Genomic DNA, 22,825 nt, shown 5'->3' with positions numbered 1-22,825 from the left:
TTCCCGGTCAGTTTTCCGATTCGGTGGCGATCAGCTTCCAGTTCGGGTCGCGTGAACGGATATCGCGCGCAAACGTCCACAGGTCGTTCACTTCGGCAACCGAATCGGCGTCTCCGTCGACCAGTTTGCCCTGCTTGTCGTAGGTCGCGGAAATAAGCTGGCTGATGATCCTGACCGTTATGTTTTCCTCGGCGTCCTTGATCTCCGCGTGCACGATATCGGCCTTATCGATGCCGACGAAGGTCGACTTGACAACTTCGCCCTTGGCCTCGCGTTCCGCAATCGCGGCCTCGAAGCCCTCATAGACTTCGCGGGACAGCAAACCCTTAAGAGTCTTACGATCGCCATCGGCAAAGGCCATGACGATCATCTCGTAGGCCATCTTCGCACCGTTGAGGAATTCGGTGGGATTGAAGTTGGGATCCGCGTCGGTCATCGCCCGGAGTTGGGCATTCAGCGGAGTCCCGGCCTTGGCGACGGTCTCAATCGCGGCATAGCGCGACTCGTCTTCCGCCGTCTCACGACGGGGAAGCTGAACGACCTTGCCGTTATCCTTGGCTTCCGGCCCTTGGGCGATATCCCGTGGAGAGTAGGGATCGAAAGGAGGCCGCTCGCTGCCGGTCCTGCGACCTAGAACGCTACGCAATTGCAGGAAGATGACCACGGCAGCGATCAGGAAAAAAAATGTGATGAAATCAAAAGAGCCCATTTCCACCCGGAACCGCTGTTAGAATTTCTCGTACTGTTCCATATAGTCCGGAAGGATAGACCATTCAAACGACGATGTCGCACCCATAAACCGGAGACCGGACAATTGCACTCACCTTCTTGCGAGCACGGGCGATGCGTTTCCTGATCCCGCTGGTCATTCTCGGGCTGCCGCTTGCGGAAATCGCCGGCTTCGTCGCCGTCGGGCGCGAGATCGGCGTGGCGATGACGCTTCTTCTCGTTTTCGCAAGTGCCGTCGCCGGCATCATGCTCCTGCGCATCCAGGGATTCGGCGTGCTCCGGCGCGTTCAGGAGGCGGCACGGACTGGCAACGATCCGGGGCTGGACGTTCTCGGCGGTGTGCTGATCTTCATCGCCGCTATCCTCCTGATCGTGCCCGGTTTCATCAGCGACCTCGTCGGCCTTCTGATCTTTCTGCCCCCGGTCCGACGCGCCATCGCCGGCTTCCTGCGCAGCCGGATGACCATTTTGAGCAGCGCAACCGGCTTCTATCGTGCCTCCAGTCCCCAATCCTCCGGTTCCCGGTCCTCTGGCCCTCAATCCGCTGGGCCCCGGTCCGCTGGCACCCCTCGCGAGGAGCGCCGCGGGCCGCTGACGATCGATCTCGACGAGGACGAATTTTCGCGCAAGACAGAGGATGAAGACGACCCGCCGCCGCCACCGGATCGTCTGCCTCATTGATCCGAGCTTCACTTTTTCTGATCCCGGCTCCAATAGGGTCTATAATCCGGTTTCCAAAGAAGGGCCGGATGTGCTCTTGCGTCGGGCCGGGCCGGGCCACGAGGGTTGTAAGCCTAAGCCCTAAATGTTAGATGGCCTCACCATTTCGAAGTCCGAGGAAACTCTTATGACGACTGATACCGCATCCAACGGCAACGGCAGTGCCCAGCAGCAGCAGAGCCCGTCGCTCAATATCCTGGCCCAGTACGTCAAGGACCTCTCCTTCGAGAACCCCGGCGCACCGCGTTCGCTGCAGGCTCGCGACCGCTCCCCCTCGATCAACATCAATGTCAATGTCAATGCCAATCCGCTGGCGGAGAATGATTTCGACGTTGTCCTGTCGTTGAGCGCCCAGGCCAAGGACGGCGACAAGATGCTCTTCAACGTCGAACTCGCCTATGGCGGCGTCTTCCGCGTCGCCGGCTTCCCGCAGGAGCACATGCTGCCGCTGCTCTTCATCGAGTGCCCGCGCCTCTTGTTCCCCTTCGCGCGCCAGATCGTGGCCGACGCCACCCGCAACGGCGGCTTCCCGCCGCTGATGATCGATCCCATCGATTTCGCGCAGATGTTTGCCCAGCGCATGGCTGAGGAAAAGGTCCGCGCGCAGGTGGCCAATACCAACGACACGGCCAACTGATCGGTCCGAATGACTGGTAGACCCGGCTCACCGAGCCGGGTTTTTTATGCCCGGCCTGCGCGATTCGCTTGAGGGACCCCGCGGCGCCGCGATACGGACAGGCCTGGAGCATTTGACCCCACGCACTTGCGGACGGAAAACGGGTTACACGCTTTCCTGGAAGGGCTCTAGACCGCTTCCGATCTGAGGGCATAGTCGGCTTCGCTGTATTTCTCCCAGATCGCATTCGCGCCGATCTTCGCGACGAGCGCCGCATGGGCAGCGATTTCTGCCTCCGTCAATCGTGGCCTCAAAGGCCGCTCCCTTTTGATGACGACGACCGGTCCGTCGTCGGCCTCCATCGACCGGCCACCCGTCTCCGTCATCACGAGACCAAGCGCGGCCTGGCGCCCGCCGATCATCTCGATATAGACCTCGGCCAGCAGTTCGGAGTCGAGCAGGGCCCCGTGCCTGGTTCGATGGGAGTTGTCTATACCGTAGCGACGGCAGAGCGCATCGAGCGAATTCGGTCCCATCGGGTGCTTGCGGCGGGCAAGAGCCAGAGTGTCGATAACCCGGTCGCTGCCGATCGGCGGCAGGCCGAGCCGCTCGAACTCCGCATTGATGAAGCCGATATCGAAGGTGGCGTTGTGGGCGACCCAACGGGCATCGCCGAAGAAATCGACGATCTCCCGGGCGACATCGGCAAAGGGCGGCTTGTCTTTCAGAAACTCGTCGGTGATGCCGTGGACGGCCAGGGCTTCCGGGTGAACCTTGCGCTCCCCCGGATTGATATAGATATGGATCGTGCGCCCCGTCGGAAACTGGTTCTCGAGCTCGATTCCGCCGATCTCGATTACCCGGTCCTCGCGGTTGTCGAGGCCGGTCGTTTCCGTATCGAAGATGATTTCACGCATGCGGGAGCCCTGTGGAGGATTTTTCGGGACGAATCACCCGAAGCTGACCTTCATTCTTAATGTCATTTGCTGCGCAATTGAAGGCCATCGCCGCCTCTCATCCGGCCTGCCGGCCACCTTCTCCCCACAAGCGGGACGAAGGAAACTCGCGGCAGCGTCGATTCCCTCTCCCCGCATTCGGGAGACGGCTAGGGTCAGGGGGGTTTGCGAAGGTTAAGTCGCCCGCAAATCATCGACGATCGCACGGATCTGCTGCCGTGTGACGTCGAAGCTGTCGCTGGTGTCGACGATATAGTCGGCGCGGGCGCGCTTCTCGCTGTCGGGCACCTGCCGCTCGAGGATCATCGCAAATTTCTCGGCGGTCATTCCCGGGCGCTTCATGACGCGTTCCCTCTGCATCTCCGGATCGCAGGTCACGACGACGATGCGGTCGAGGCGCGCCTCGGCCTTGGTCTCGAAGAGGAGCGGAATATCGAGCAGCACGAAAGGCGCACCGTCCGCTCTGTGCCGCGCAACGAACTCCTGCTCCTTGGCGCGCACCAGCGGATGGACGATCCGTTCCAGCTCGGCCAGCCGCTCGGGCGCCGCAACAAGCCGAAGCGAAAGCTCGGCCCGGTCGATGACGCCGCCCTTGGCGATGCCCGGAAAGGCCGCTTCGACCGGCGCCACCGCTTCGCCGCTATAGAGCATATGCACCACTTCGTCGGCATCGTTCACCGGCACGCCGAGTTCCCGGAACATGCCCGCAGCGGTCGATTTTCCCATTCCGATGGAGCCGGTAAGCCCGACGATGATCATGCGTGCCTGTCCATATCGCTGATGATGATCTGTCTTAGCGTTTCGTCGACGACCGGCCTCAGACCGAACCATTTCTCGAATCCGGGCACTGCCTGATGGAGAAGCATGCCAAGTCCGTCGACGGTGCGGAAGCCCTGCTCTTCCGCCTGCCGCAACAGCGGTGTCTTCAATGGCACGTAGACGATGTCGGTGACGACGGCGTCTGGCGCCAGGCCCGAAAAGTCGATCGCCGGCGCCGGCTCGCCGTTCATGCCGAGCGAGGTCGTGTTGACGAAGAGGCCGGCGTCTGAAACGACCTCGGGAAGCGCCGCCATCGAATGTGCGTGCACCGCCGTGCCGAAGCGATCGGCCAGTTCCCTCGCCCTCTCGGGGGTGCGGTTCACCACATGGATCGTCTTGACCCCTCGGTCCCGGATCGCCTGGATCACCGCTCGGCTGGCGCCGCCGGCACCGAGAATCACCGCGGCCGAGATGCGGTCCCATCCTTTGGCGTTCTCGTCCAGATTGGCGACGAAGCCACGCCCGTCGGTGTTCGTCGCGCGGATTTCTCCATTTTCGAGCCAGAGGGTATTGGCCGCTCCGAGTTCGGCGCTGAGCTCGTCCGGCCGATCAGCCAGCCGGAAGGCGGCCTCCTTATGCGGAATCGTGACATTTCCGCCGCAGAAGTCGGTTCTTCCTTCCTTGATCTGCCGCATGAAATCGGGAAAGGCCTCGGGCGTGACCTCGTGGGCCCGGTAGCTTCCCCGAATTCCGAACTGCTTCAGCCAATGGCCATGAATGAGCGGCGATCGCGAATGCTTCACCGGATAGCCGGTTACAAAGGCATGGTTAACAAATGTTTCACGTGAATCATGCATCGATCGCACCCAGTTCGCGGAGTTTGGAGAGAAGCGGCAGCATCGGCAGGCCGAGTATGGTGAAATAGTCGCCCTCGATGGTCTCAAAGAGCTGGATGCCCTCGCCTTCGAGCTGATAGGCGCCGACGCTTGTCAGCGCCTTCTCGCCCACCCTTGCAAGATGTCGATCTATGAAGCCATCGCTCAATGGCCGCACGGTCATCTTCGCAGTCGAGACGTGCCGCCAAACGACCTCGCCGCCGCGCACGAGAACGATCGCGCTGTTGAGACTGTGCGTCCTGCCCGAGAGCGACCGGAGATGTTCGGCGGCTTCCGTCATGTCCCGGGGCTTGTGATAGACGCGGGTTCCAAGCGACATCGTCTGATCCGAACCGATGACAAGGGCATTCGGATAATACCGTGCGACATCCTTCCCCTTGGCTTCGGCAAGCGCCAGGGCGACATCGGCCGGCGAAGCGCCAGATGCTTCCAGCGGCTGCTCGAGCGCACGCTCGTCGATCGCGGCGGCCCGGGCCTCGAAGGCCAGTCCTGCATTGGCAAGCAGAGTGCGACGAAAAGGACTGGCCGAGGCCAATACGAGCAAGGATTTCATTTTTCCGGTTCCGTGTTCGCGGTCTGCAAGCTGTTCTTGCGGCTCGCTCTATCTAAGCCGCGGCCGCAGGGCAACGATTGCGGCGGCAGTCTCCTCTATCGAGCGCCGCGTCACGTCGATCAGCGGCCAGTTGTTGCGCGCGCAAAGCGAGCGGGCATATTTCAGCTCCTCGGCGATCGCCGCCCGGTCGGTATAATCTTCCCCGTGGAAGTTCTGAGTCGTTCCGAGCACGCGATGCTGGCGCACCTGGGAGAGGCGCTCGGCCGAAGCGATGAGCCCGACGATAAGCGGTTTCGTCGCCTTCAGGAGCGCATCGGGCAGGGACACGCCCGGCACGATCGGAATGTTCGCCGTCTTTATACCGCGATTGGCGAGATAGATGCTCGTCGGTGTTTTCGACGTGCGGCTCACACCCACAAGGACCACATCCGCCTCGTTGAAATCGGAGGGAATCTGACCGTCGTCATGATCCATCGTGAAGTTCAACGCCTCGATCCGGGCGAAATATTCGGCATCCATGACATGCTGCGCGCCGGAGCGGCGGCGCGAGGGCGAGCCGAGATAGGATTGGAAAAGTTCGATGATCGGGTCGAGGACCGAGACGCAGGGCACGCCGATCTCGCGGCATCGCTGATCGATGAGGCCCGCAAGTTCCCGGTCGACGATCGTGTAGAGGACGATCCCCGGTGCCCCGTCGACCGCGTCCATGACCTGCATCAGCTGCTTCCGGTTGCGGATCAGCGGATAGACGTGTTCCAGCGCATGGGAGGACTGGAATTGCGCAGCAGCCGCTCGACCGGCGGCGATCAGAGTTTCGCCGGTCGAATCGGAGATCAGATGCAGATGGAAGTAGTTTTTGCGGTTCTCCACGCAATTCTCCGCGGTCTGTTGATAAGGCGGGACAAAAACAGCTAACGGCGGCGCCTGGCTTCAGGCAAGTGGAAAAGCGGCGACTTGTTCACATCTGACACCGAACCGGAAATCTCTTGCCCAGGCATGTGGACAAGACTCATGGCCACGACAAATTGTCACGCGGATCGACTCCTCATCCACAGGAACCGCAAACTCCAGACCGCCGGCAAAGGACTGACTCTGCAGTGTTTTCCCGGGTTTCCCCGCTCAACGCGCAAATTGGCCGGAATCCCTCCCGCCTCTTTGCCGGAGATTGAGGCGGACTGGATAGGATGAGGATCGATTTTAATCCTTGATACCCACCGACTCTAAGAAATAGAAACCTTATAAATTCAGTTTTATTTTTAGATTAGGAAGCGGCAAGTGAGCGGAACGCATCGCAAAGTGCTGGAGGTTTTGAGCGGCAAAACGCTCACCCCTCCCCCCATCTGGCTGATGCGACAGGCAGGACGCTATCTCCCCGAATACAGGGCGGTGCGTGCGAAGGCCGGAAGCTTTCTCGACCTCTGTTACACGCCGGATCTCGCGGTCGAAGTGACCTTACAGCCGATCCGCCGCTACGGCTTTGACGCCGCGATCCTTTTCTCCGATATTCTCGTGGTGCCCGATGGGCTCAAGCGCAATGTCCGCTTCGAAGAGGGACAAGGGCCACGGATGGACCCGATCGACGAGGACGGGATTGGCCGGCTGAGACCCGATGGCGTCATCGCTCATCTGGCTCCTGTTTTCGAGACCGTCGCCCGGTTGAGACGCGAACTGCCGACGGACACCACGCTCCTCGGTTTCTGCGGGGGGCCCTGGACGGTGGCGACCTATATGATCGCCGGCCGCGGGACGCCGGACCAGGCGCCTGCGCGTCTTTTCGCCTACCGTCATCCCAAGGCTTTCGAGCGGCTTCTGACGCTGCTCGCCGACATTTCCGCCGACTATCTGGTAGAGCAGATCGATGCCGGCGCCGATGCGGTGCAGATCTTCGATTCCTGGGCCGGTGTGCTCGGCGAGGAGGAGTTTCAGCGTTTCGCGATCGAGCCCGTCCGGCGGATGATCGCATCCGTCCGCGCGCGCCGCCCCTCGGCGAGAATCATCGCTTTCGCGAAAGGTGCGGGCCTTCTGCTGAAGAATTATCGGCAGGCGACCGGTGCGGATGCGATCGGCCTCGACTGGTCGGTGCCGCTCTCCTTCGCCGCCGAATTGCAGAAGGACGGGCCCGTTCAGGGCAATCTCGATCCGGTACGGGTCGTGGCAGGTGGCGCGGCGCTGGAGCATGGAACCGATCGCATCCTGGACGTCCTCGGCCAGGGGCCGCTGATCTTCAATCTCGGCCACGGCATAACGCCGGACGCCGATCCGGATCACGTTGCCGCACTCGTCGCCCGCGTTCGAGGATCGCGATGAAAGGACAGCTATGAGAGGGGAACGCCAAACCGACAGCGTTCCGGGTAAACGGGCGCGCCTTCGTGCGGCGATCGCGGTCGCGGCCTTTGCGGCTTTGCTGATCGGCCTCTTCGCCGGGCAGCCGGACGACCTCTATCTGTGGATCAAGGCGCTCCACATCATCGCGGTGATCTCCTGGATGGCGGCGCTGCTCTACATGCCGCGTCTGTTCATCTATCACACCGATGCAGCGCCCGGGTCGGAACAGTCCGAGACTTTCAAGATGATGGAACAGCGACTGCTCAAGGTCATCATGAATCCGGCCATGATGATCTCTTGGGTGCTCGGACTTTACCTCGCCTGGAGCGTCTACGGCTTTATAGGCGGCTGGCTGCATGCGAAGATTCTCTGCGTTCTTCTGCTGACGCTGGTGCATGTGCATTTCAGCCGCGCGGTGAAAGCCTTCCAGCGGGACGAGAATCGCCGCGACGCGCGCTATTGGCGGCTGATGAACGAGGCGCCAACCCTGCTGATGATCGCCATCGTCATCCTCGTCGTGGTGAAACCATTTTGAATTCAATCGATTCGCAGCTGCAATAGTTGCTGCTAATTTGCCGCTACCCCTTGCGGCGCTTCACGTGAATCGCTATTTTCCCTCATCTCCTTCTTCCTGTGGCCTGTGACGAAGTTTTAGAGCCTGCCTCTTCCCCCCTCGCAGCTCCCTGACAAATCGCGCCGGCTCCCAATCCCCTATCAAGCATGGACCCTTCATGGCTGAAATGAAGCTTCAAGAACTTAAGAACAAGACGCCGACCGACCTCCTGGCCTTTGCCGAAGAGCTCGAGGTGGAGAATGCCAGCACGATGCGCAAGCAGGAGCTGATGTTCGCGATCCTCAAAATGCTGGCTCAGCAGGAGATCGAGATCATCGGCGAAGGCGTCGTCGAGGTCCTGCAGGACGGATTCGGATTCCTGCGCTCGGCGAATGCGAACTATCTCCCCGGTCCCGACGATATCTACATTTCGCCGTCGCAGATCCGCCGCTTCTCATTGAAGACCGGCGACACGGTCGAGGGCCCGATCCGCGGGCCGAAGGAAGGCGAACGCTATTTCGCACTTCTGAAGGTCAACACGATCAACTTCGACGATCCGGAAAAAATCCGCCACAAGGTTCACTTCGACAACCTGACGCCGCTCTATCCGAACGAGCGCTTCAAGATGGAACTCGAAGTCCCGACGTCCAAGGATCTCTCCGCGCGCGTCATCGATCTGGTCGCGCCGCTCGGCAAGGGCCAGCGTGGCCTGATCGTCGCGCCGCCGCGCACCGGTAAGACGGTGCTTCTCCAGAACATCGCCCATTCGATCACTGCGAACCATCCGGAATGCTACCTGATCGTCCTCCTGATCGACGAGCGGCCGGAGGAAGTGACGGACATGCAGCGCTCGGTCAAGGGCGAGGTGGTCTCCTCGACCTTCGACGAGCCGGCGACACGCCACGTCCAGGTCGCCGAGATGGTGATCGAAAAGGCCAAGCGCCTCGTCGAACACGGTCGCGATGTGGTGATCCTGCTCGACTCGGTCACCCGTCTCGGCCGCGCCTACAACACGGTCGTTCCCTCATCGGGCAAGGTACTGACCGGCGGTGTCGACGCAAACGCCCTGCAGCGTCCGAAGCGCTTCTTCGGCGCGGCCCGCAACATCGAGGAAGGCGGATCGCTGACGATCATCGCAACGGCTCTGATCGACACCGGGAGCCGCATGGACGAAGTCATCTTCGAAGAGTTCAAGGGCACCGGCAACTCGGAAATCGTCCTCGACCGCAAGGTCGCCGACAAGCGCATCTTCCCGGCCATGGACATTCTGAAGTCCGGCACGCGTAAGGAGGACCTCCTTGTCCCGCGTCAGGATCTGCAGAAGATCTTCGTGCTGCGCCGCATTCTCGCGCCGATGGGCACCACCGACGCGATCGAGTTCCTCATCGACAAGCTGAAGCAGACGAAGACCAATGGCGACTTCTTCGACTCGATGAATACGTAAGAGCGAGACTCTCTTTTTCTGGAGAGGCCGGCGCCGCCCAGCGCCGGCCTCTTCGCGTATCTAGGTGCGGCACCTCCTCCTGCCGCCATTTTTCCCCTACCGACCGTGATCCCTGGTCAAGCCCGGGACGGGAGTGATTCACGTGAAACGCCGGGTGGACATGCGCCCCAAAAGGGCGACACTTGATTTCGAGCGCGGCTCGGTGCATAAGGCGGCTTCGCGATAGCCGGACGAGTGTCGCACCAATTGCGCTTCCGATTGGCTCTGCCCGATCCCCAATGTTCAAAATGCCGAAATGGCGGGTATGGCGTTAAACCTGCTCGTCATGCGTAAACCGGTAAGCCGATGCCATCCACCGATACGATCTACGCTCTTTCGAGCGGCTCGCCGCCTGCGGGCGTTGCCATTATACGTGTGAGCGGTCCGGCGACCGCTGATGCGCTGGTGCGACTTTGCGGAGCCCTGCCGGCGCCGCGCATCGCGGCGCTCAGAACGATTCGGACTCGAAACGGTGAAACGCTGGACAGCGGCCTGGTGCTCTATTTCCCGGCGCCGGCGTCTTTCACCGGTGAAGATTGCTGCGAATTGCAGGTTCACGGCGGACGAGCCGTGGTAAGCGCCATCCTCGAGGAGCTCGCCGGAACTGAGGGGCTACGGCATGCGGAGGCCGGAGAGTTCGCAAGGCGGGCCTTTCAGAACGGCAAGCTTGATCTGGTGGAGGTGGAGGGGCTGGCCGACCTGATTGCTGCAGAGACGGAAATGCAGCGTCGTCTCGCCATAGAGCATTCCGGCGGCGGACAATCCGCACTCTATGCCGGCTGGGCCCGACGGCTGACCCATTCGCGGGCAATGATCGAGGCAGAGCTCGACTTTGCGGATGAAGAAGATGTGCCGGGTTCCGTCAGCGCCGCGATCTGGGAGGATATCGGCAGGCTCCGGCAGGAAATCGATGGACATATCGCGCGCGCCGGCCTTGCCGAAATCATCCGGGACGGGCTCAAGATCGTCATTGCAGGTGAGCCGAACGCAGGCAAGTCGAGCTTGCTGAATGCACTGGCCCGAAGGGACATCGCTATCGTGACGGAGGCTGCAGGAACGACACGCGACGTTCTGTCCGTAGATCTTTCGTTAGCCGGATTCTCCGTTAAACTCTTCGATACGGCGGGACTTCGTGAAACGGATGAGCTTGTGGAGCGGGAGGGTATTCGGAGAGCCCGGCAGGTTATCGCCGATGCCGATCTTGTCCTTCTGTTATCGGAAAAACCGGGATCATTCCGGCTTGATGAGGCTCTTCCGGAAACGGTCCCCGTCATTCGGGTTGCAACCAAGGTCGACCGCCCCTCACCACGATGGGCTGCATCGGATGCGGACATTTTCCTGTCCACGAGGACCGGTGAGGGCATGGCCGATCTATTGACGGCACTGCAGTCGCATCTCCCCGATCTGGCCGGTAAGACAGCCCTGGCGATGCCGTCCCGGAAGCGCCATGTCGATTGTCTGCGACAGGCCAGTGCGGCGCTGGAGCGCAGCCTGAGTTCTTCTGAACTTGAGCTGCGTGCCGAGCAGCTTCGGCAAGCAGGAGATGCCCTGGGTAGGATTACTGGGCGGGTCGATGTGGAGAACCTTTTGGACGTGATATTCTCCGAGTTCTGTATCGGAAAATAACGAGACGGATACAACGCAAGCGAGCGCCTCGGGCGTTTCACGTGAAACGCCCTTGACTCGACGGCATGACTGACAATCAAGGCGGAAGCTGAGCAAAGCTAGCTGGAGCATGTATGAGATGGACTATGATGTCATTGTGATCGGTGGAGGCCACGCAGGTTGCGAGGCTGCCTCTGCTTCCGCGCGGCTCGGCGCCCGTACAGTTCTCATCACGCATAAAAGGAATACGATCGGGGTAATGTCCTGCAACCCCGCGATCGGCGGGTTGGGCAAGGGCCACCTCGTTCGGGAGATCGATGCGCTCGACGGCCTCATGGGACGTGTGGCCGATGCCGCGGGTATTCAGTTCCGGCTTCTCAACCGGCGTAAGGGGCCTGCAGTGCGCGGTCCCCGCACCCAGGCAGATCGAAAGCTGTATCGCGAGGCGATGCAGCGGGAGATCGAAGGGATCGAATACCTCTCGGTGGTCGAAGGGGATGCCTTCGACCTGTTGACCGAAGACGGTGTGGTTCGTGGCGCGGTTATGAAGGACGGCCGAGTCTTTCGTGCATCAGCCGTCGTCCTCACGACCGGCACATTTCTAAAGGGCCTCATTCATATCGGCCAGCGCAAGATACCGGCCGGTCGCGCGGGCGAGGAACCGTCCCTGGGTCTCTCTGAAACACTGCGGCGCTTCGGCCTGCAACTTGGTCGATTGAAGACCGGCACGCCGGCGCGCCTGGACGGACGCACGATCGAATGGGACCGCGTGGGGCGTCAAGGTCCGGACGAAAATCCGGTTCCGTTCTCCTTCATGACCGATGCGATCATCAATCGCCAGATCGATTGCGGCGTGACGCGGACCACGGATGCGACGCATAAGATTATCGCCGATAACATCCACCAGTCCGCGATGTATTCGGGACAGATCGAAGGCGTTGGCCCACGCTACTGCCCCTCTATCGAGGACAAGATCGTCCGCTTCGGCGAGAGAGATGGACACCAGATCTTTCTGGAGCCGGAGGGACTAGACGATGACACCGTCTATCCGAACGGGATTTCGACCTCCCTTCCCGAGGATGTGCAGGACGCCTTCATTCGTACGATTCCCGGTCTGGAGCAGGTCAAGATTCTCCAGCCGGGTTACGCGATCGAGTACGATCATGTCGATCCGCGCGAGCTGGAACTCACCCTGGGCGTGCGCAAAATGCCCGGACTGTATCTTGCGGGTCAGATAAACGGCACGACGGGATATGAAGAAGCCGGAGCTCAGGGGCTCGTTGCCGGTTTGAATGCCGCGCTTCGCGCGAGCGGACGGGCTCCCTATGTCTTCAGCCGCACGGACTCCTATATCGGCGTGATGATTGATGACCTGACTTCGCGGGGCATAAGCGAACCCTATCGCATGTTTACTTCGCGGGCGGAATACAGGCTGTCGCTGCGCGCAGACAATGCCGATATGCGGTTGACGCCGGCGGGTGTAGCGCTCGGATGTGTCGGCGACGCGCGCCGTCGACGCTTCGAGGCATGGAAGCATTCCTTCGAGACGGGACGCAGGCTCCTGCAGTCACTTTCGGTTACGCCAAGCGAGGGCAAGCGTTTCGGCCTGAAGCTCAATCAGGACGGCCAGCGTCGTACCGCTTTCGATATCCTCTCTTATCCGGATCAGTCGATAGCCGCTTTGAAACCGGTATGGTCCGAACTTCAAAACATTCCGGCCGGGGTGGTCGAGGCGCTGGAGATCGATGCGGCCTATGCTGTCTATATGGATCGCCAGGCCACTGACATTGCCGGTGTAAGGCGTGACGAAAATACGACCATACCGGATGATTTCAATTACGACGTGCTTCCCGGGCTTTCGAACGAGCTGAAGCAAAAATTGGCACAACACAAACCGCGAAACCTCGCTCAGGCTATGAAGGTCGATGGCGTGACGCCCGCGGCTATATCTCTCATTCTGTCCTGGCTACGAAGGCAGGATCGCCAGGCACAACGTGTGGGTGGATAGGGTTTACAATGCAAGCGAGTCTAGTTCCGGCACTGAACGGATTGCGTGTTTCACGTGAAACGGTCGAAAAGCTCGAGCATTTTGCCTCCCTCTTCCAGAAATGGGCGCGATCGATCAATCTCGTCGCCCCCTCGACGCTGGGGGATCTATGGCAGCGCCATATCCTCGATAGCCTCCAGCTTTATCAACTCTCCCCTGCCCCGAAGACTTGGGTCGATCTCGGAAGCGGCGGTGGATTCCCCGGCGTCATCACGGCCATTTGCCTTTCCGAGGCAGAGAACGGATGGGTTCACCTGGTCGAGAGCAATAACAAGAAGGCCGCTTTTTTACGCGTCGCGCTCAGGGAAACCGGTGCCAGGGGCTCCGTTCACCCGATTCGAATCGAAGCGGCACCCGCTGAAATCCCCTATTGCCACGCGATCTCGGCGCGTGCGCTCGCCGATCTGAGCCAATTGCTCGATCATTGTGCGCCATGGATGCTGATGGAAGGCTCCAAAACGGTGGCATTCTTTCACAAAGGCCGGGATTATCAGCAGGAAGTCGACAAAGCCGTTAGCCGCTTTCAATTCAATCTGATAAAACATGCAAGTGTCGTCGAGCCGGATTCGGTTGTGCTCGAGATTGCAAATCTTTCACGTCGGACGAAGTGATAGGCGAGCGAAACATGTTTGGCCCAAAGAATCGGATCATCACTATTGCCAATCAGAAGGGCGGCGTCGGCAAAACGACGACGGCCATCAATCTTGCTACTGCGCTGGCCGCCATCGGTGAAAGGGTGCTCATCGTCGATCTCGATCCGCAAGGCAATGCCAGCACCGGGCTCGGTATCCAGCGTCGTGCCCGGCATCTGTCTTCCTACGAGCTGATGATGGGGACCCATTCGATCGGCCAGATTGCTCAGGATACGGCGGTGCCAAATCTGGCCATCGTGCCTTCGACCATGGATCTGCTCGGCGTCGAAATGGAGATTTCCAAGGAATCGGATCGGGTTTTCCGGCTCCGTAAGGCTTTGGCTTCGGTGGATGCTCTTGCTTATTCCTATGTGCTGGTCGACTGCCCGCCATCGTTCAATCTTTTGACGATGAATGCAATGGCAGCCGCGCATTCGGTTCTCGTACCATTGCAGTGCGAGTTTTTTGCCCTCGAAGGCTTGAGCCAGCTGCTGGAGACGGTCGAGCAGGTGCGGCAGACGGTGAATCCAGGCCTCGATATTCAGGGAATCGTGCTGACCATGTTCGATTCCCGGAACAATCTTGCCCAGCAAGTCGTCAGTGACGTTCGCTTGCATTTGGGAGATAAGGTTTATCATACCCTCATTCCCCGCAACGTGCGGGTGTCCGAGGCCCCTTCCTACGGCAAGCCGGCCATTCTTTATGATCTCAAATGCGCCGGAAGTCAGGCTTATCTCCAACTGGCCTCGGAAGTCATTCAGCGCGAGAGGCAGCGGAAGGCCGCCTAATCGTTTCGGTAGCGTAACTAATCAGGTGTCAGATGAACGATGACAGCTCCAAGAGGCGTCTGGGTCGCGGCCTTGCCGCCTTGATCGGCGAAATGGACCAGCCGCTGCACACCGGCGCGGCTCCGGCCGCCGCAATCAGCGCCGATCGGCGGATCCCGATCGAGTTCGTTTCCCGCAATCCTCGCAACCCCCGCCGGCAGTTCGACGAGGCTGAGCTTCAGGACCTTGCAAGCTCGATCCGCCAGCACGGGATCGTTCAGCCGGTCGTCGTGCGCACCGTCGGTCACGACCGCTATGAGATCATTGCCGGTGAAAGGCGCTGGCGCGCGGCGCAACTTGCGGGCTTCACCGAAATACCGGTCATCGTGCGCGATGTCGACGACAGAACGGCGCTGGAGATCGCCATTGTCGAGAACGTTCAGCGCTCCGACCTCAATCCCCTCGAAGAGGCCCTGGGCTACGAGCAACTGATCGCGGAACACGGCTACACGCAGAACGATCTCGGCGACATCATCGGCAAGAGCCGGAGCCATGTTGCGAACAGCCTTCGCCTTCTGAAGCTGCCGGAGCCCGTGCGCGACATGCTTTCCGATGGCAGCCTTTCCGCGGGCCACGCCCGCGCGCTTATACCCACATCGGACCCGGTGGCCTTGGCGCGTGCGGTCGTCTCGAAAGGTCTTTCGGTCCGCGAGGCCGAACGGCTCGCGCAGAACGACATCAAATCGCAGAACGATCCCAACTACGCAAAGGGCCGCCAGCGTGAGGAGAAGGACGCCGATACGCTGGCGCTGGAGCGCACCCTGTCCGATAGCCTCGGCCTGGAAGTGAGCGTCAACCACAAGGCCAGCGGCGGGCATCTCAAGATTACATACAAGACGCTCGACCAATTGGAAGAGATTTGCCGGCTGCTCGAGCGGCGTTGACGAACACCCTCAACGCCGCGCAGACTGGATCGTGATCGCCAGGAGATTCTGGATCACCAGACTTTCCTCGAGGCTCTGGCGGCTGCGGCTTTGATAGATGGTCGCCTGAAGGCGGCCCAATTCGCGCCGGATCGCCGGAGCAGTCCAGTGTTTCAGCGCCGCTTCGACAACCGGCTTGCGGCGGAAGTGGAGGCCGCGGCCAAGGCTTGCGACGACCTGACCCGCGGACTGGCGGCCCGCATCCATTTCGGCACGCATCACGTCGAGCTGCTGGAATTGCCTCAGGCAGGCCTGAAGCACGAGGAAAGGCGGCGTCTTCGATGTCGTGATCTTCTTCATCGCGTGCAGCAGCGCGTCGGCGTCGCCCTTCAATACCGCATCGACCGCATCATCGACCGAAATGGCGCTGGCGTCGCCGACGATGCCGAGAACGTCGTCCTCGTCGACCAAATCCTTGCCGCGGCAATAGAGGGCGAGTTTCCGGAGCTCGTTGCGCGATGCGATGCGGTCGCCCCCGAGCGCCTCCACCAGACGTTCGCGTGCGGCGGGACCGATGCGCAGGCCCGCTTCCGAAAGTTCCTTGTCGACAAGTGCTTGCAGGCCCCTGACGTCGTCGCTGTAGCAGGCGATCGAAGCGACGGAGCGGGAAGTCTCGCCCACTTTCCTGAGCGCCGCCCCCTTCTTGAGGTCGCCCGCTTCTATGATGAGCCGGGCGCCGGCGGGCGGGTCGGTCGCGAGAATCTGCAGCGCTTCGGTGAGCGCCTTCTCAGCGGACGCACCGCGCACCCAGACCAGCTTATCGCCGCCGAAAAGACCGATGGCATTGACTTCGTCCAGCACGCTTCCCGCGCCCTGCAATGACCCGGCATCAAGCTTGACGACGGCGAAAGGATCATCGAGAGGAAGGCCGAAGCTGCGCGCGAGTTCGGACGCGCGTTCCGAGACGAGGCCGCGATCGGGACCGTAGAGCAGGAAAAGCCGGTAGATCGCCGCAGATCGCTGCAGGAAATTATCGAATTCGTGCGACTTGACCTCGCTCATCTGACGAACGGATCAGCGGCCGAGAGCGGCTGCGAGGTCGGCCCCGATGATCTCCGCCAGTTCCTTGGCGGCGCGATTCTCGCCATCGCGCACGGCGCGTATCTTGGCGAATTCCTGCTGGGGGAAGTCGACCAAAGCGACGGCCGTCCGGTTCCCTGACTTCACGGTCTCGCCGGTGGCGGTCTTGGTCAGGTTGTAGTCCGCTTTCACGACAATGCGGCCGGCTCCGGCGTCGTCGTCGTCATTGTCGAGATCCGTGCTCTCGTAGAGCACGCCCATCGTCCGGTGCGAGACGCTGAGCGCCAGATGATATTGCGGATTGACCGGTTCGCCCTGACCACGCGACGTCAGGAAGACGAGGGCATTTCGGACTTCCTGCTCGACGCGATCGTCGGCTTCCGAAATCTCGATCGCGGCAAGCGCGACAGAGGTCGCACCGGTAGGACCGTCGGAGTAGAGGGGTCTGACCTGGCAGCCGCCAAGTGCCGCGAGCGACAATGCGCCGGCTACGAAGCCCAAGGACCGAAGACGGAAGCCAGCTATATCAGACAACGACATTGACGATCCTCTGAGGCACGACGATGATCTTCTTCGGGCTGCCGCCGTTGAGCGCGGCTTTTACGGCGTCGAGCGCGAGCACGGCGCTTTCGATCGCACTCTGATCTGCGTCGCGCGCGATTGTCAAATCGGCGCGCTTTTTCCCGTTGACCTGGACCGGTAGCGTGATCTCGTTCTCGACGATGAGCGCAGCATCGAATTTCGGCCAGGGCATCTCGGCGATCAGACCTTTGCCGCCGATCTCCCGCCAGCATTCTTCCGCAAGATGCGGCATCATCGGCGCGATCAGGTTGATCAGGATCGTGGCGGCGTCCTTTACCGCAGCAGTCAGAGCGTTGTCCGCCTTGCCGCTCGCGACCTGCGTCAGCGGAGCGGCCATGGCGTTCACCAGTTCGTAAATGCGAGCGACCGCCTTGTTGAAGGCGAGCTTGTCATAGTCGGCCTCTACCGCCTTGAGAGTGCGATGCGCGGCCTGGGACACGGCAAGCCCCTCGCCTCCGCTTGCCGGTGCGGCATCGACGGCACGCAGCTTCTCCGCGGCCTCGGTCAGAAGTCGCCAGACGCGCTGCACGAAGCGATGGGCGCCTTCGACGCCTGCTTCGGACCAGATAACGTCGCGATCCGGCGGCGAATCGGAGAGCACGAAGAAACGTGCAGTATCGGCCCCGTAGGAGCCGATGATGTCATCCGGGTCGACGACGTTCTTCTTCGACTTCGACATCTTCTCGATCGATCCGATGGCGATTTCCTCGCCGGTCTCGATGTGGACCGCGCGCCGCTGTCCGTCTGTTTCCTCGACGCGGATTTCGGCGGGCGTGATCCATTCCCGCTGCGCGCCTTCGCCGCGGCTATAGGTCTCGTGGACGACCATGCCCTGCGTGAACAGCCCCTTGAAAGGCTCGTCCAGGGCCACGTGGCCGGTCGCCTTCATCGCGCGGGTGAAGAAGCGCGAATAGAGCAGATGCAGGATCGCATGCTCGATGCCGCCGATATACTGGTCGACCGGCAGCCAGTGATTGGCCGCTTTCGGATCCGTCGGGTTGTCCTCCCAGGGCGCCGTGAAGCGGGTGAAGTACCAGGAGGAGTCGACGAAGGTATCCATCGTGTCGGTTTCCCGGCGTGCGTCCTTGCCGCATTGCGGGCAGGCGACGTGACGCCAGGTCGGGTGACGGTCGAGCGGATTGCCGGGCTTGTCGAAGGTCACGTCCGGCGGCAGCGTCACGGGCAGGTCTGCCTTCGGCACCGGAACGACGCCGCAGTCGTCGCAATGGATGACCGGGATCGGGCAGCCCCAGTAGCGCTGGCGGGAAATGCCCCAGTCGCGCAGGCGGAAATTGACTTTGCGCTCGCCACGCGGCGTGCCGTTCAGCAGATCGTTTTCGAGTCTGGAGGCGACGGTCTCGAACGCCTCTTGCGCCGAAAGCCCGTCGAGGAAGCGCGAATTGATCATCACGCCGTCGCCGTCATAGGCCTCGTCGCCGATCGTGAAGGTCTGCGGATCGGCATCCTTCGGCATCACCACCGGAACGACCGGCAGATCGTATTTGCGGGCGAAATCCAGGTCGCGCTGGTCGCCCGAAGGGCAGCCGAAGATGGCGCCGGTGCCGTAGTCCATCAGCACGAAATTGGCGATGTAGACCGGCAGCTCCCAGTTCGGATCGAAGGGGTGTCGCGCGCGGATGCCGGTGTCGATGCCCTTCTTCTCCGCCGTCTCCAGTGCGGCGAGCGACGTGCCCGCGCGCCGGCATTCCTCGCAGAAGGCTTCGATCTCGGCGTTCTTGGCCGCGGCATCCCTGGCGAGCGGATGATCGGCGGAGATCGCCAGGAAGGAGGCGCCGAACAGCGTATCGGGCCGCGTCGTATAGACGGTGACTTCCTTCTCCTCGCCGGGGACCGTCGCCGGATCGAGCTCCCACCGCACCGACAGCCCTTCCGAACGGCCGATCCAGTTTTTCTGCATCAGCCGCACTTTTTCGGGCCACTCGTCGAGCGTGTCGAGCGCGTCGAGCAGATCCTGGCTGAAGTCGGTGATGCGGAAGAACCATTGCGTCAGCTCGCGCTGTTCAACGAGCGCGCCGGAGCGCCAGCCGCGGCCTTCGATCACCTGCTCGTTGGCGAGCACGGTATTGTCGACCGGGTCCCAGTTGACCTTCGATTGCTTTCGGTAGACCAGGCCTTTTTCCAGGAAATCGAGGAAAAGATGCTGCTGGCGCTGGTAATATTCGGGATCGCAGGTCGCAAACTCCCGGCTCCAGTCGAGCGAAAGCCCCATGACCTTGAGCTGCGCCTTCATCGAGGCGATGTTCTGGTAGGTCCAGCTCGCCGGATGAACGCCGCGCTCCATGGCAGCGTTTTCCGCCGGCATGCCGAAGGCGTCCCAGCCCATCGGGTGCAGCACGTTGAAGCCGCGGGCGCGCTTGTAGCGGGCGACCACGTCGCCCATCGTGTAATTGCGCACGTGACCCATGTGGATCCGCCCGGACGGATAGGGGAACATCTCCAGGACGTAATATTTGTCGCGCGGATCGTCGTTCTTCGTCTCGAAGACCTTGCCCGCTTCCCATTGGTGCTGCCAGCGCGGTTCGGCATCGCGCGGATTATATCGTTCGGTAGCCATGTCTTTGTCGATGTTCCGGAAATTCTGCCGGGCGCGAGCGCCCGCGCGTGATAGCTGGCGTGACCTTCACCACGAAACGCCCCAAGCGTCAAGTTTTGAAGGATTCGCCGGGCGATCCCTTCGATTTGGCATTTCAAGCGCGGGAAGGATAACGCCGCGCCCAAAGCGAACCCGCCCGCTCCGGGTTGCGCTGGACTTGGCAAGCGTTGCAAGTTTCAATAAGCCGCAAGCGAAGATGTCTAGACGATCTTGAACGGGAGCGTGGAATGGAAGTCGAGGAACGGCTGAACGAAGTGCTGAGCCGGATTCGCGCAAGTGAGAAGTCGGCGAAGCGTTCGGAAAATGCCGTCAGTCTGGTGGCCGTGTCGAAAACCTTCGACGCCGAGACGATCCGGCCGGTGATTGAGGCTGGCCAGCGCCTCTTCGGCGAGAACCGCGTGCAGGAGGCGCAAGCGAAATGGCCCGCGCTCAAGCGTGAGACCCCGGACATCGAGCTGCACCTGATCGGTCCGCTGCAATCCAACAAGGCTGCAGACGCCGTTGCGCTCTTCGACGTCATAGAGACGATCGACAGGGAGAAGATCGCGCGCGCGGTCGCCGCCGAAATGCAGCGCCAGGGGCGCGATATCCGCCTCTATGTTCAGGTGAACACGGGTCTCGAGCCGCAGAAAGCTGGCATCGCGCCGGACGACGCGGCCGCTTTCGTCGGGCTTTGCCGTGACGAGTTGGCTCTGAACATCGAAGGACTGATGTGCATTCCCCCGCTGGACGAAAATCCGGGACCGCACTTCGCCCTGCTCGCCAAGCTTGCCGATCAGTGCGGCCTTTCCAGGCTCTCCATGGGCATGTCGGGCGATTTCGAAACGGCAATCGCCTTCGGCGCCACCGGCGTGCGGGTAGGCTCCGCCATTTTCGGAGCGCGCTGAGTTCCAATCCCATTACCCTTTGGTCGGGGTTCCCGTTTACCTCCGTTCGCCTATCTTGCGAAGTGGAGGAACCGGGCTTCTCGTCCGGAGAGCGAGTGGGAGGAAACGGATATGGCGAGCCGCTATTCCGAAGTGTATGCCGCGTGGAAGGCCGATCCGCACGGCTTCTGGGCAGATGCCGCATCGGCGATTGACTGGTTCGAGCGGCCGGCGCGCATTTTCGAGCCTGCCGGCGGCACCTATGGCCACTGGTTTCCGGACGGCGTCACCAACACCTGCCACAACTGCCTCGACCGGCATGTCGAGGCCGGCCGAGGCGAGCAGCCGGCCTTTATCTATGACAGCCCCGTCACCGGCCGGATCGAGAGGATCTCCTATGCGGAGCTGCTCGCCGATGTGAAGGCGATGGCTGCAATCTACCGCAAGCTGGGCATCGACAAGGGCGATCGCATCATCATCTACATGCCGATGATTCCGCAGGCGGCGATCGCCATGCTCGCGGCAGCACGGATCGGCGCGGTGCATTCTGTCGTTTTCGGCGGCTTTGCCGCCAACGAACTCGCCATGCGCATCGATGATTGCCAGGCAAAGCTCGTCGTCTCGGCAAGCTGCGGGCTGGAGCCCGGTCGGACCGTCGCCTACAAGCCTCTGCTCGATCAGGCGATCGAAACGGCCAGGCACAAGCCCGCCCATTGCCTGATCTATCAGCGCTATATGCTCGCCGCCTCGATGATTCGCGGCCGCGACATCGATTTCGCCGAGGCGCTTGCGCAGGCCAGAGACGCCGGTGAGGAAGCCTCTTGCACGCCGGTTGCCTCCACCGATCCGCTTTATGTCCTCTATACGTCCGGGACGACCGGCCAGCCGAAAGGCGTCGTGCGGGACAATGGCGGCCATATGGTCGCGCTCAAATGGTCGATGGAGAACTTCTTCGGCGTCAATGCCGGCGACGTGTTCTGGGCGGCTTCCGACATCGGTTGGGTGGTCGGTCATTCCTACATCGTCTACGGGCCGCTCCTCAACGGCTGCACGTCGATCCTCTTCGAAGGAAAGCCAGTCGGGACGCCCGACCCCGGAACCTATTGGCGCGTGATTTCCGAACACGGCGTCGCCGTCATGTTCACCGCGCCGACGGCGCTGCGAGCGATCCGGAAAGAGGATCCGGAAGCTGTCCATGCAGGCCGTTACGACCTGTCGCGGTTCCGGGCGCTCTATCTTGCGGGCGAGCGGGCCGACCCGGACACGATCCGCTGGGCGGAACGGGCGCTGAAGGTTCCGGTGATCGATCACTGGTGGCAGACGGAAACAGGATGGCCCGTCGCCGGCAATCCATTGGGTCTCGGCCTCCTGCCGGTAAAATACGGTTCCCCGGCGGTTCCCCTCCCCGGCTACGACGTGCAGGTCGTCGACGACGCGGGCCACCCGGTGGAAACCGGCGCGCTCGGCAATGTCGTGATCAAGCTGCCTTTGCCGCCCGGCTGCCTGCCGACGCTCTGGAATGCCGATCACCGCTTCCATGCGGCCTATCTCGAGGAATATCCCGGCTTCTACAAAACGGCGGATGCCGGCTATCTCGACGAGGACGGCTATATCTTCATCATGGCGCGGACCGACGACATCATCAACGTTGCGGGACACCGGCTGTCGACGGGGGCCATGGAAGAGGTTTGCGCCAGCCATCCGGATGTCGCCGAATGCGCCGTGATCGGCATCGCCGATCCCCTCAAGGGGCAGGTGCCGGCGGGCTTCCTGGTCATCAACGCCAATGTTTCCCGTGAAACAGAAGAAATCGAGAAGGAGGTCATCGGCCTCGTGCGCGAGCGCATCGGGCCGGTCGCCGCCTTCAGGACGGCGGTCTGCGTCAAGCGGCTGCCAAAGACGCGATCCGGCAAGATCCTGCGCTCGACGATCCAGAAGATCATCGACCGCCAGCCCTGGACGATGCCGGCGACGATCGACGATCCGTCGATCCTCGACGAGATTACCGAACTGTTGCGGTCCAAGGGGATTGGCGTTTAGAGCACTTCCACGAAAGCGTGTAACGGTTTTCCGTCAGCGACGGTCAATAAAAAACCCGGATCTTGCGATCCGGGTTTTC

The 22,825-nt window shown here is 61.4% G+C and carries 21 protein-coding genes; 12 read left to right on the top strand and 9 right to left on the bottom strand.

All coding sequences use genetic code 11. The features are described from left to right. Positions 1-7: 7 nt before the first annotated feature. On the bottom strand, positions 8-709 hold the full coding sequence (locus tag ACTJKL_RS15865) for a Tim44/TimA family putative adaptor protein (protein WP_018098687.1): 702 nt from the start codon (positions 707-709) through the stop codon (positions 8-10). Between the two features lie 134 nt (positions 710-843). Here ACTJKL_RS15865 and ACTJKL_RS15860 point away from each other — a divergent pair, with 134 nt between their 5' ends. Continuing rightward, complete coding sequence (locus tag ACTJKL_RS15860) at positions 844-1,410, top strand: FxsA family protein (protein WP_440853270.1); 567 nt, start codon at positions 844-846, stop codon at positions 1,408-1,410. A gap of 166 nt (positions 1,411-1,576) precedes the next feature. Continuing rightward, on the top strand, positions 1,577-2,086 hold the full coding sequence (gene secB, locus ACTJKL_RS15855; RefSeq protein WP_026169012.1) for a protein-export chaperone SecB: 510 nt from the start codon (positions 1,577-1,579) through the stop codon (positions 2,084-2,086). Positions 2,087-2,253: 167 nt separating this feature from the next. Here secB and dnaQ read toward each other — a convergent pair whose 3' ends face one another. The 5 genes from dnaQ to ACTJKL_RS15830 all read right to left on the bottom strand — a co-directional run bounded on the left by dnaQ (position 2,254) and on the right by ACTJKL_RS15830 (position 6,099). Then, positions 2,254-2,982, bottom strand: coding sequence for a DNA polymerase III subunit epsilon (gene dnaQ, locus ACTJKL_RS15850; protein WP_440853269.1), 729 nt, complete (start codon positions 2,980-2,982; stop codon positions 2,254-2,256). 213 nt (positions 2,983-3,195) lie between these two features. Then, entirely contained in the window at positions 3,196-3,780 is a 585-nt protein-coding gene (coaE, locus tag ACTJKL_RS15845; protein WP_440853268.1) for a dephospho-CoA kinase, read from the bottom strand. Continuing rightward, positions 3,777-4,637, bottom strand: coding sequence for a shikimate dehydrogenase (locus ACTJKL_RS15840; RefSeq protein WP_100672627.1), 861 nt, complete (start codon positions 4,635-4,637; stop codon positions 3,777-3,779). The genes coaE and ACTJKL_RS15840 overlap by 4 nt, the downstream gene beginning before the upstream one ends. Next, positions 4,630-5,229, bottom strand: a complete 600-nt coding sequence (locus ACTJKL_RS15835) for a Maf-like protein (protein ID WP_440853267.1) — start codon at positions 5,227-5,229, stop codon at positions 4,630-4,632. The genes ACTJKL_RS15840 and ACTJKL_RS15835 overlap by 8 nt, the downstream gene beginning before the upstream one ends. Before the next feature lie 48 nt (positions 5,230-5,277). Continuing rightward, entirely contained in the window at positions 5,278-6,099 is an 822-nt protein-coding gene (locus tag ACTJKL_RS15830; RefSeq protein WP_440853266.1) for a pyruvate, water dikinase regulatory protein, read from the bottom strand. A gap of 405 nt (positions 6,100-6,504) precedes the next feature. On the opposite strand from ACTJKL_RS15830, the gene hemE reads away from it, so the two are divergent. The 8 genes from hemE to ACTJKL_RS15790 all read left to right on the top strand — a co-directional run bounded on the left by hemE (position 6,505) and on the right by ACTJKL_RS15790 (position 15,585). After that, entirely contained in the window at positions 6,505-7,536 is a 1,032-nt protein-coding gene (gene hemE / locus ACTJKL_RS15825; RefSeq protein ID WP_440853265.1) for a uroporphyrinogen decarboxylase, read from the top strand. Positions 7,537-7,546: 10 nt separating this feature from the next. Continuing rightward, entirely contained in the window at positions 7,547-8,089 is a 543-nt protein-coding gene (hemJ, locus tag ACTJKL_RS15820) for a protoporphyrinogen oxidase HemJ (RefSeq protein ID WP_275597096.1), read from the top strand. A 196-nt stretch (positions 8,090-8,285) separates the two neighbouring features. Next, positions 8,286-9,551, top strand: a complete 1,266-nt coding sequence (gene rho / locus ACTJKL_RS15815; protein WP_010970587.1) for a transcription termination factor Rho — start codon at positions 8,286-8,288, stop codon at positions 9,549-9,551. Between the two features lie 345 nt (positions 9,552-9,896). Next, a complete protein-coding gene (gene mnmE, locus ACTJKL_RS15810) occupies positions 9,897-11,216 on the top strand; it encodes a tRNA uridine-5-carboxymethylaminomethyl(34) synthesis GTPase MnmE (RefSeq protein WP_440853264.1) in 1,320 nt (439 codons plus the stop codon). Between the two features lie 109 nt (positions 11,217-11,325). Then, the gene (gene mnmG / locus ACTJKL_RS15805) at positions 11,326-13,203 is read left to right on the top strand and encodes a tRNA uridine-5-carboxymethylaminomethyl(34) synthesis enzyme MnmG (RefSeq protein WP_440853263.1); all 1,878 of its coding nucleotides are present in this window, start codon (positions 11,326-11,328) and stop codon (positions 13,201-13,203) included. A gap of 8 nt (positions 13,204-13,211) precedes the next feature. Further along, complete coding sequence (gene rsmG / locus ACTJKL_RS15800) at positions 13,212-13,853, top strand: 16S rRNA (guanine(527)-N(7))-methyltransferase RsmG (protein WP_440853262.1); 642 nt, start codon at positions 13,212-13,214, stop codon at positions 13,851-13,853. 14 nt (positions 13,854-13,867) lie between these two features. Further along, complete coding sequence (locus tag ACTJKL_RS15795) at positions 13,868-14,662, top strand: ParA family protein (protein ID WP_100672635.1); 795 nt, start codon at positions 13,868-13,870, stop codon at positions 14,660-14,662. Positions 14,663-14,694: 32 nt separating this feature from the next. After that, positions 14,695-15,585 carry a ParB/RepB/Spo0J family partition protein gene (locus ACTJKL_RS15790; RefSeq protein WP_100672636.1) on the top strand — a complete coding sequence of 297 codons (891 nt, stop codon included), beginning with the start codon at positions 14,695-14,697 and terminating at the stop codon, positions 15,583-15,585. A 9-nt stretch (positions 15,586-15,594) separates the two neighbouring features. Here ACTJKL_RS15790 and holA read toward each other — a convergent pair whose 3' ends face one another. From holA to leuS, 3 genes are read right to left on the bottom strand one after another with little or no spacing between them, the layout of a single operon-like run. Beyond that, positions 15,595-16,626, bottom strand: coding sequence for a DNA polymerase III subunit delta (holA, locus tag ACTJKL_RS15785; protein ID WP_440853261.1), 1,032 nt, complete (start codon positions 16,624-16,626; stop codon positions 15,595-15,597). Between the two features lie 12 nt (positions 16,627-16,638). Beyond that, positions 16,639-17,184, bottom strand: a complete 546-nt coding sequence (locus ACTJKL_RS15780) for an LPS assembly lipoprotein LptE (protein WP_100672638.1) — start codon at positions 17,182-17,184, stop codon at positions 16,639-16,641. Beyond that, positions 17,171-19,801, bottom strand: coding sequence for a leucine--tRNA ligase (gene leuS, locus ACTJKL_RS15775; protein WP_100672639.1), 2,631 nt, complete (start codon positions 19,799-19,801; stop codon positions 17,171-17,173). Before leuS ends, ACTJKL_RS15780 begins: the two co-directional genes overlap by 14 nt. Before the next feature lie 266 nt (positions 19,802-20,067). Here leuS and ACTJKL_RS15770 point away from each other — a divergent pair, with 266 nt between their 5' ends. Both ACTJKL_RS15770 and ACTJKL_RS15765 read left to right on the top strand, forming a co-directional pair. Continuing rightward, complete coding sequence (locus ACTJKL_RS15770; RefSeq protein ID WP_100672640.1) at positions 20,068-20,727, top strand: YggS family pyridoxal phosphate-dependent enzyme; 660 nt, start codon at positions 20,068-20,070, stop codon at positions 20,725-20,727. A gap of 111 nt (positions 20,728-20,838) precedes the next feature. Beyond that, complete coding sequence (locus tag ACTJKL_RS15765; RefSeq protein WP_440853260.1) at positions 20,839-22,746, top strand: propionyl-CoA synthetase; 1,908 nt, start codon at positions 20,839-20,841, stop codon at positions 22,744-22,746. The last annotated feature ends 79 nt before the right edge of the window (positions 22,747-22,825 follow it).

Source organism: Sinorhizobium sp. 22678, from assembly GCF_052044265.1.
Lineage (GTDB): Bacteria > Pseudomonadota > Alphaproteobacteria > Rhizobiales > Rhizobiaceae > Sinorhizobium > Sinorhizobium meliloti_A.
Note: the sequence above shows the minus strand (reverse complement) of the source record. Positions and strands in the feature narration are given on the sequence as shown.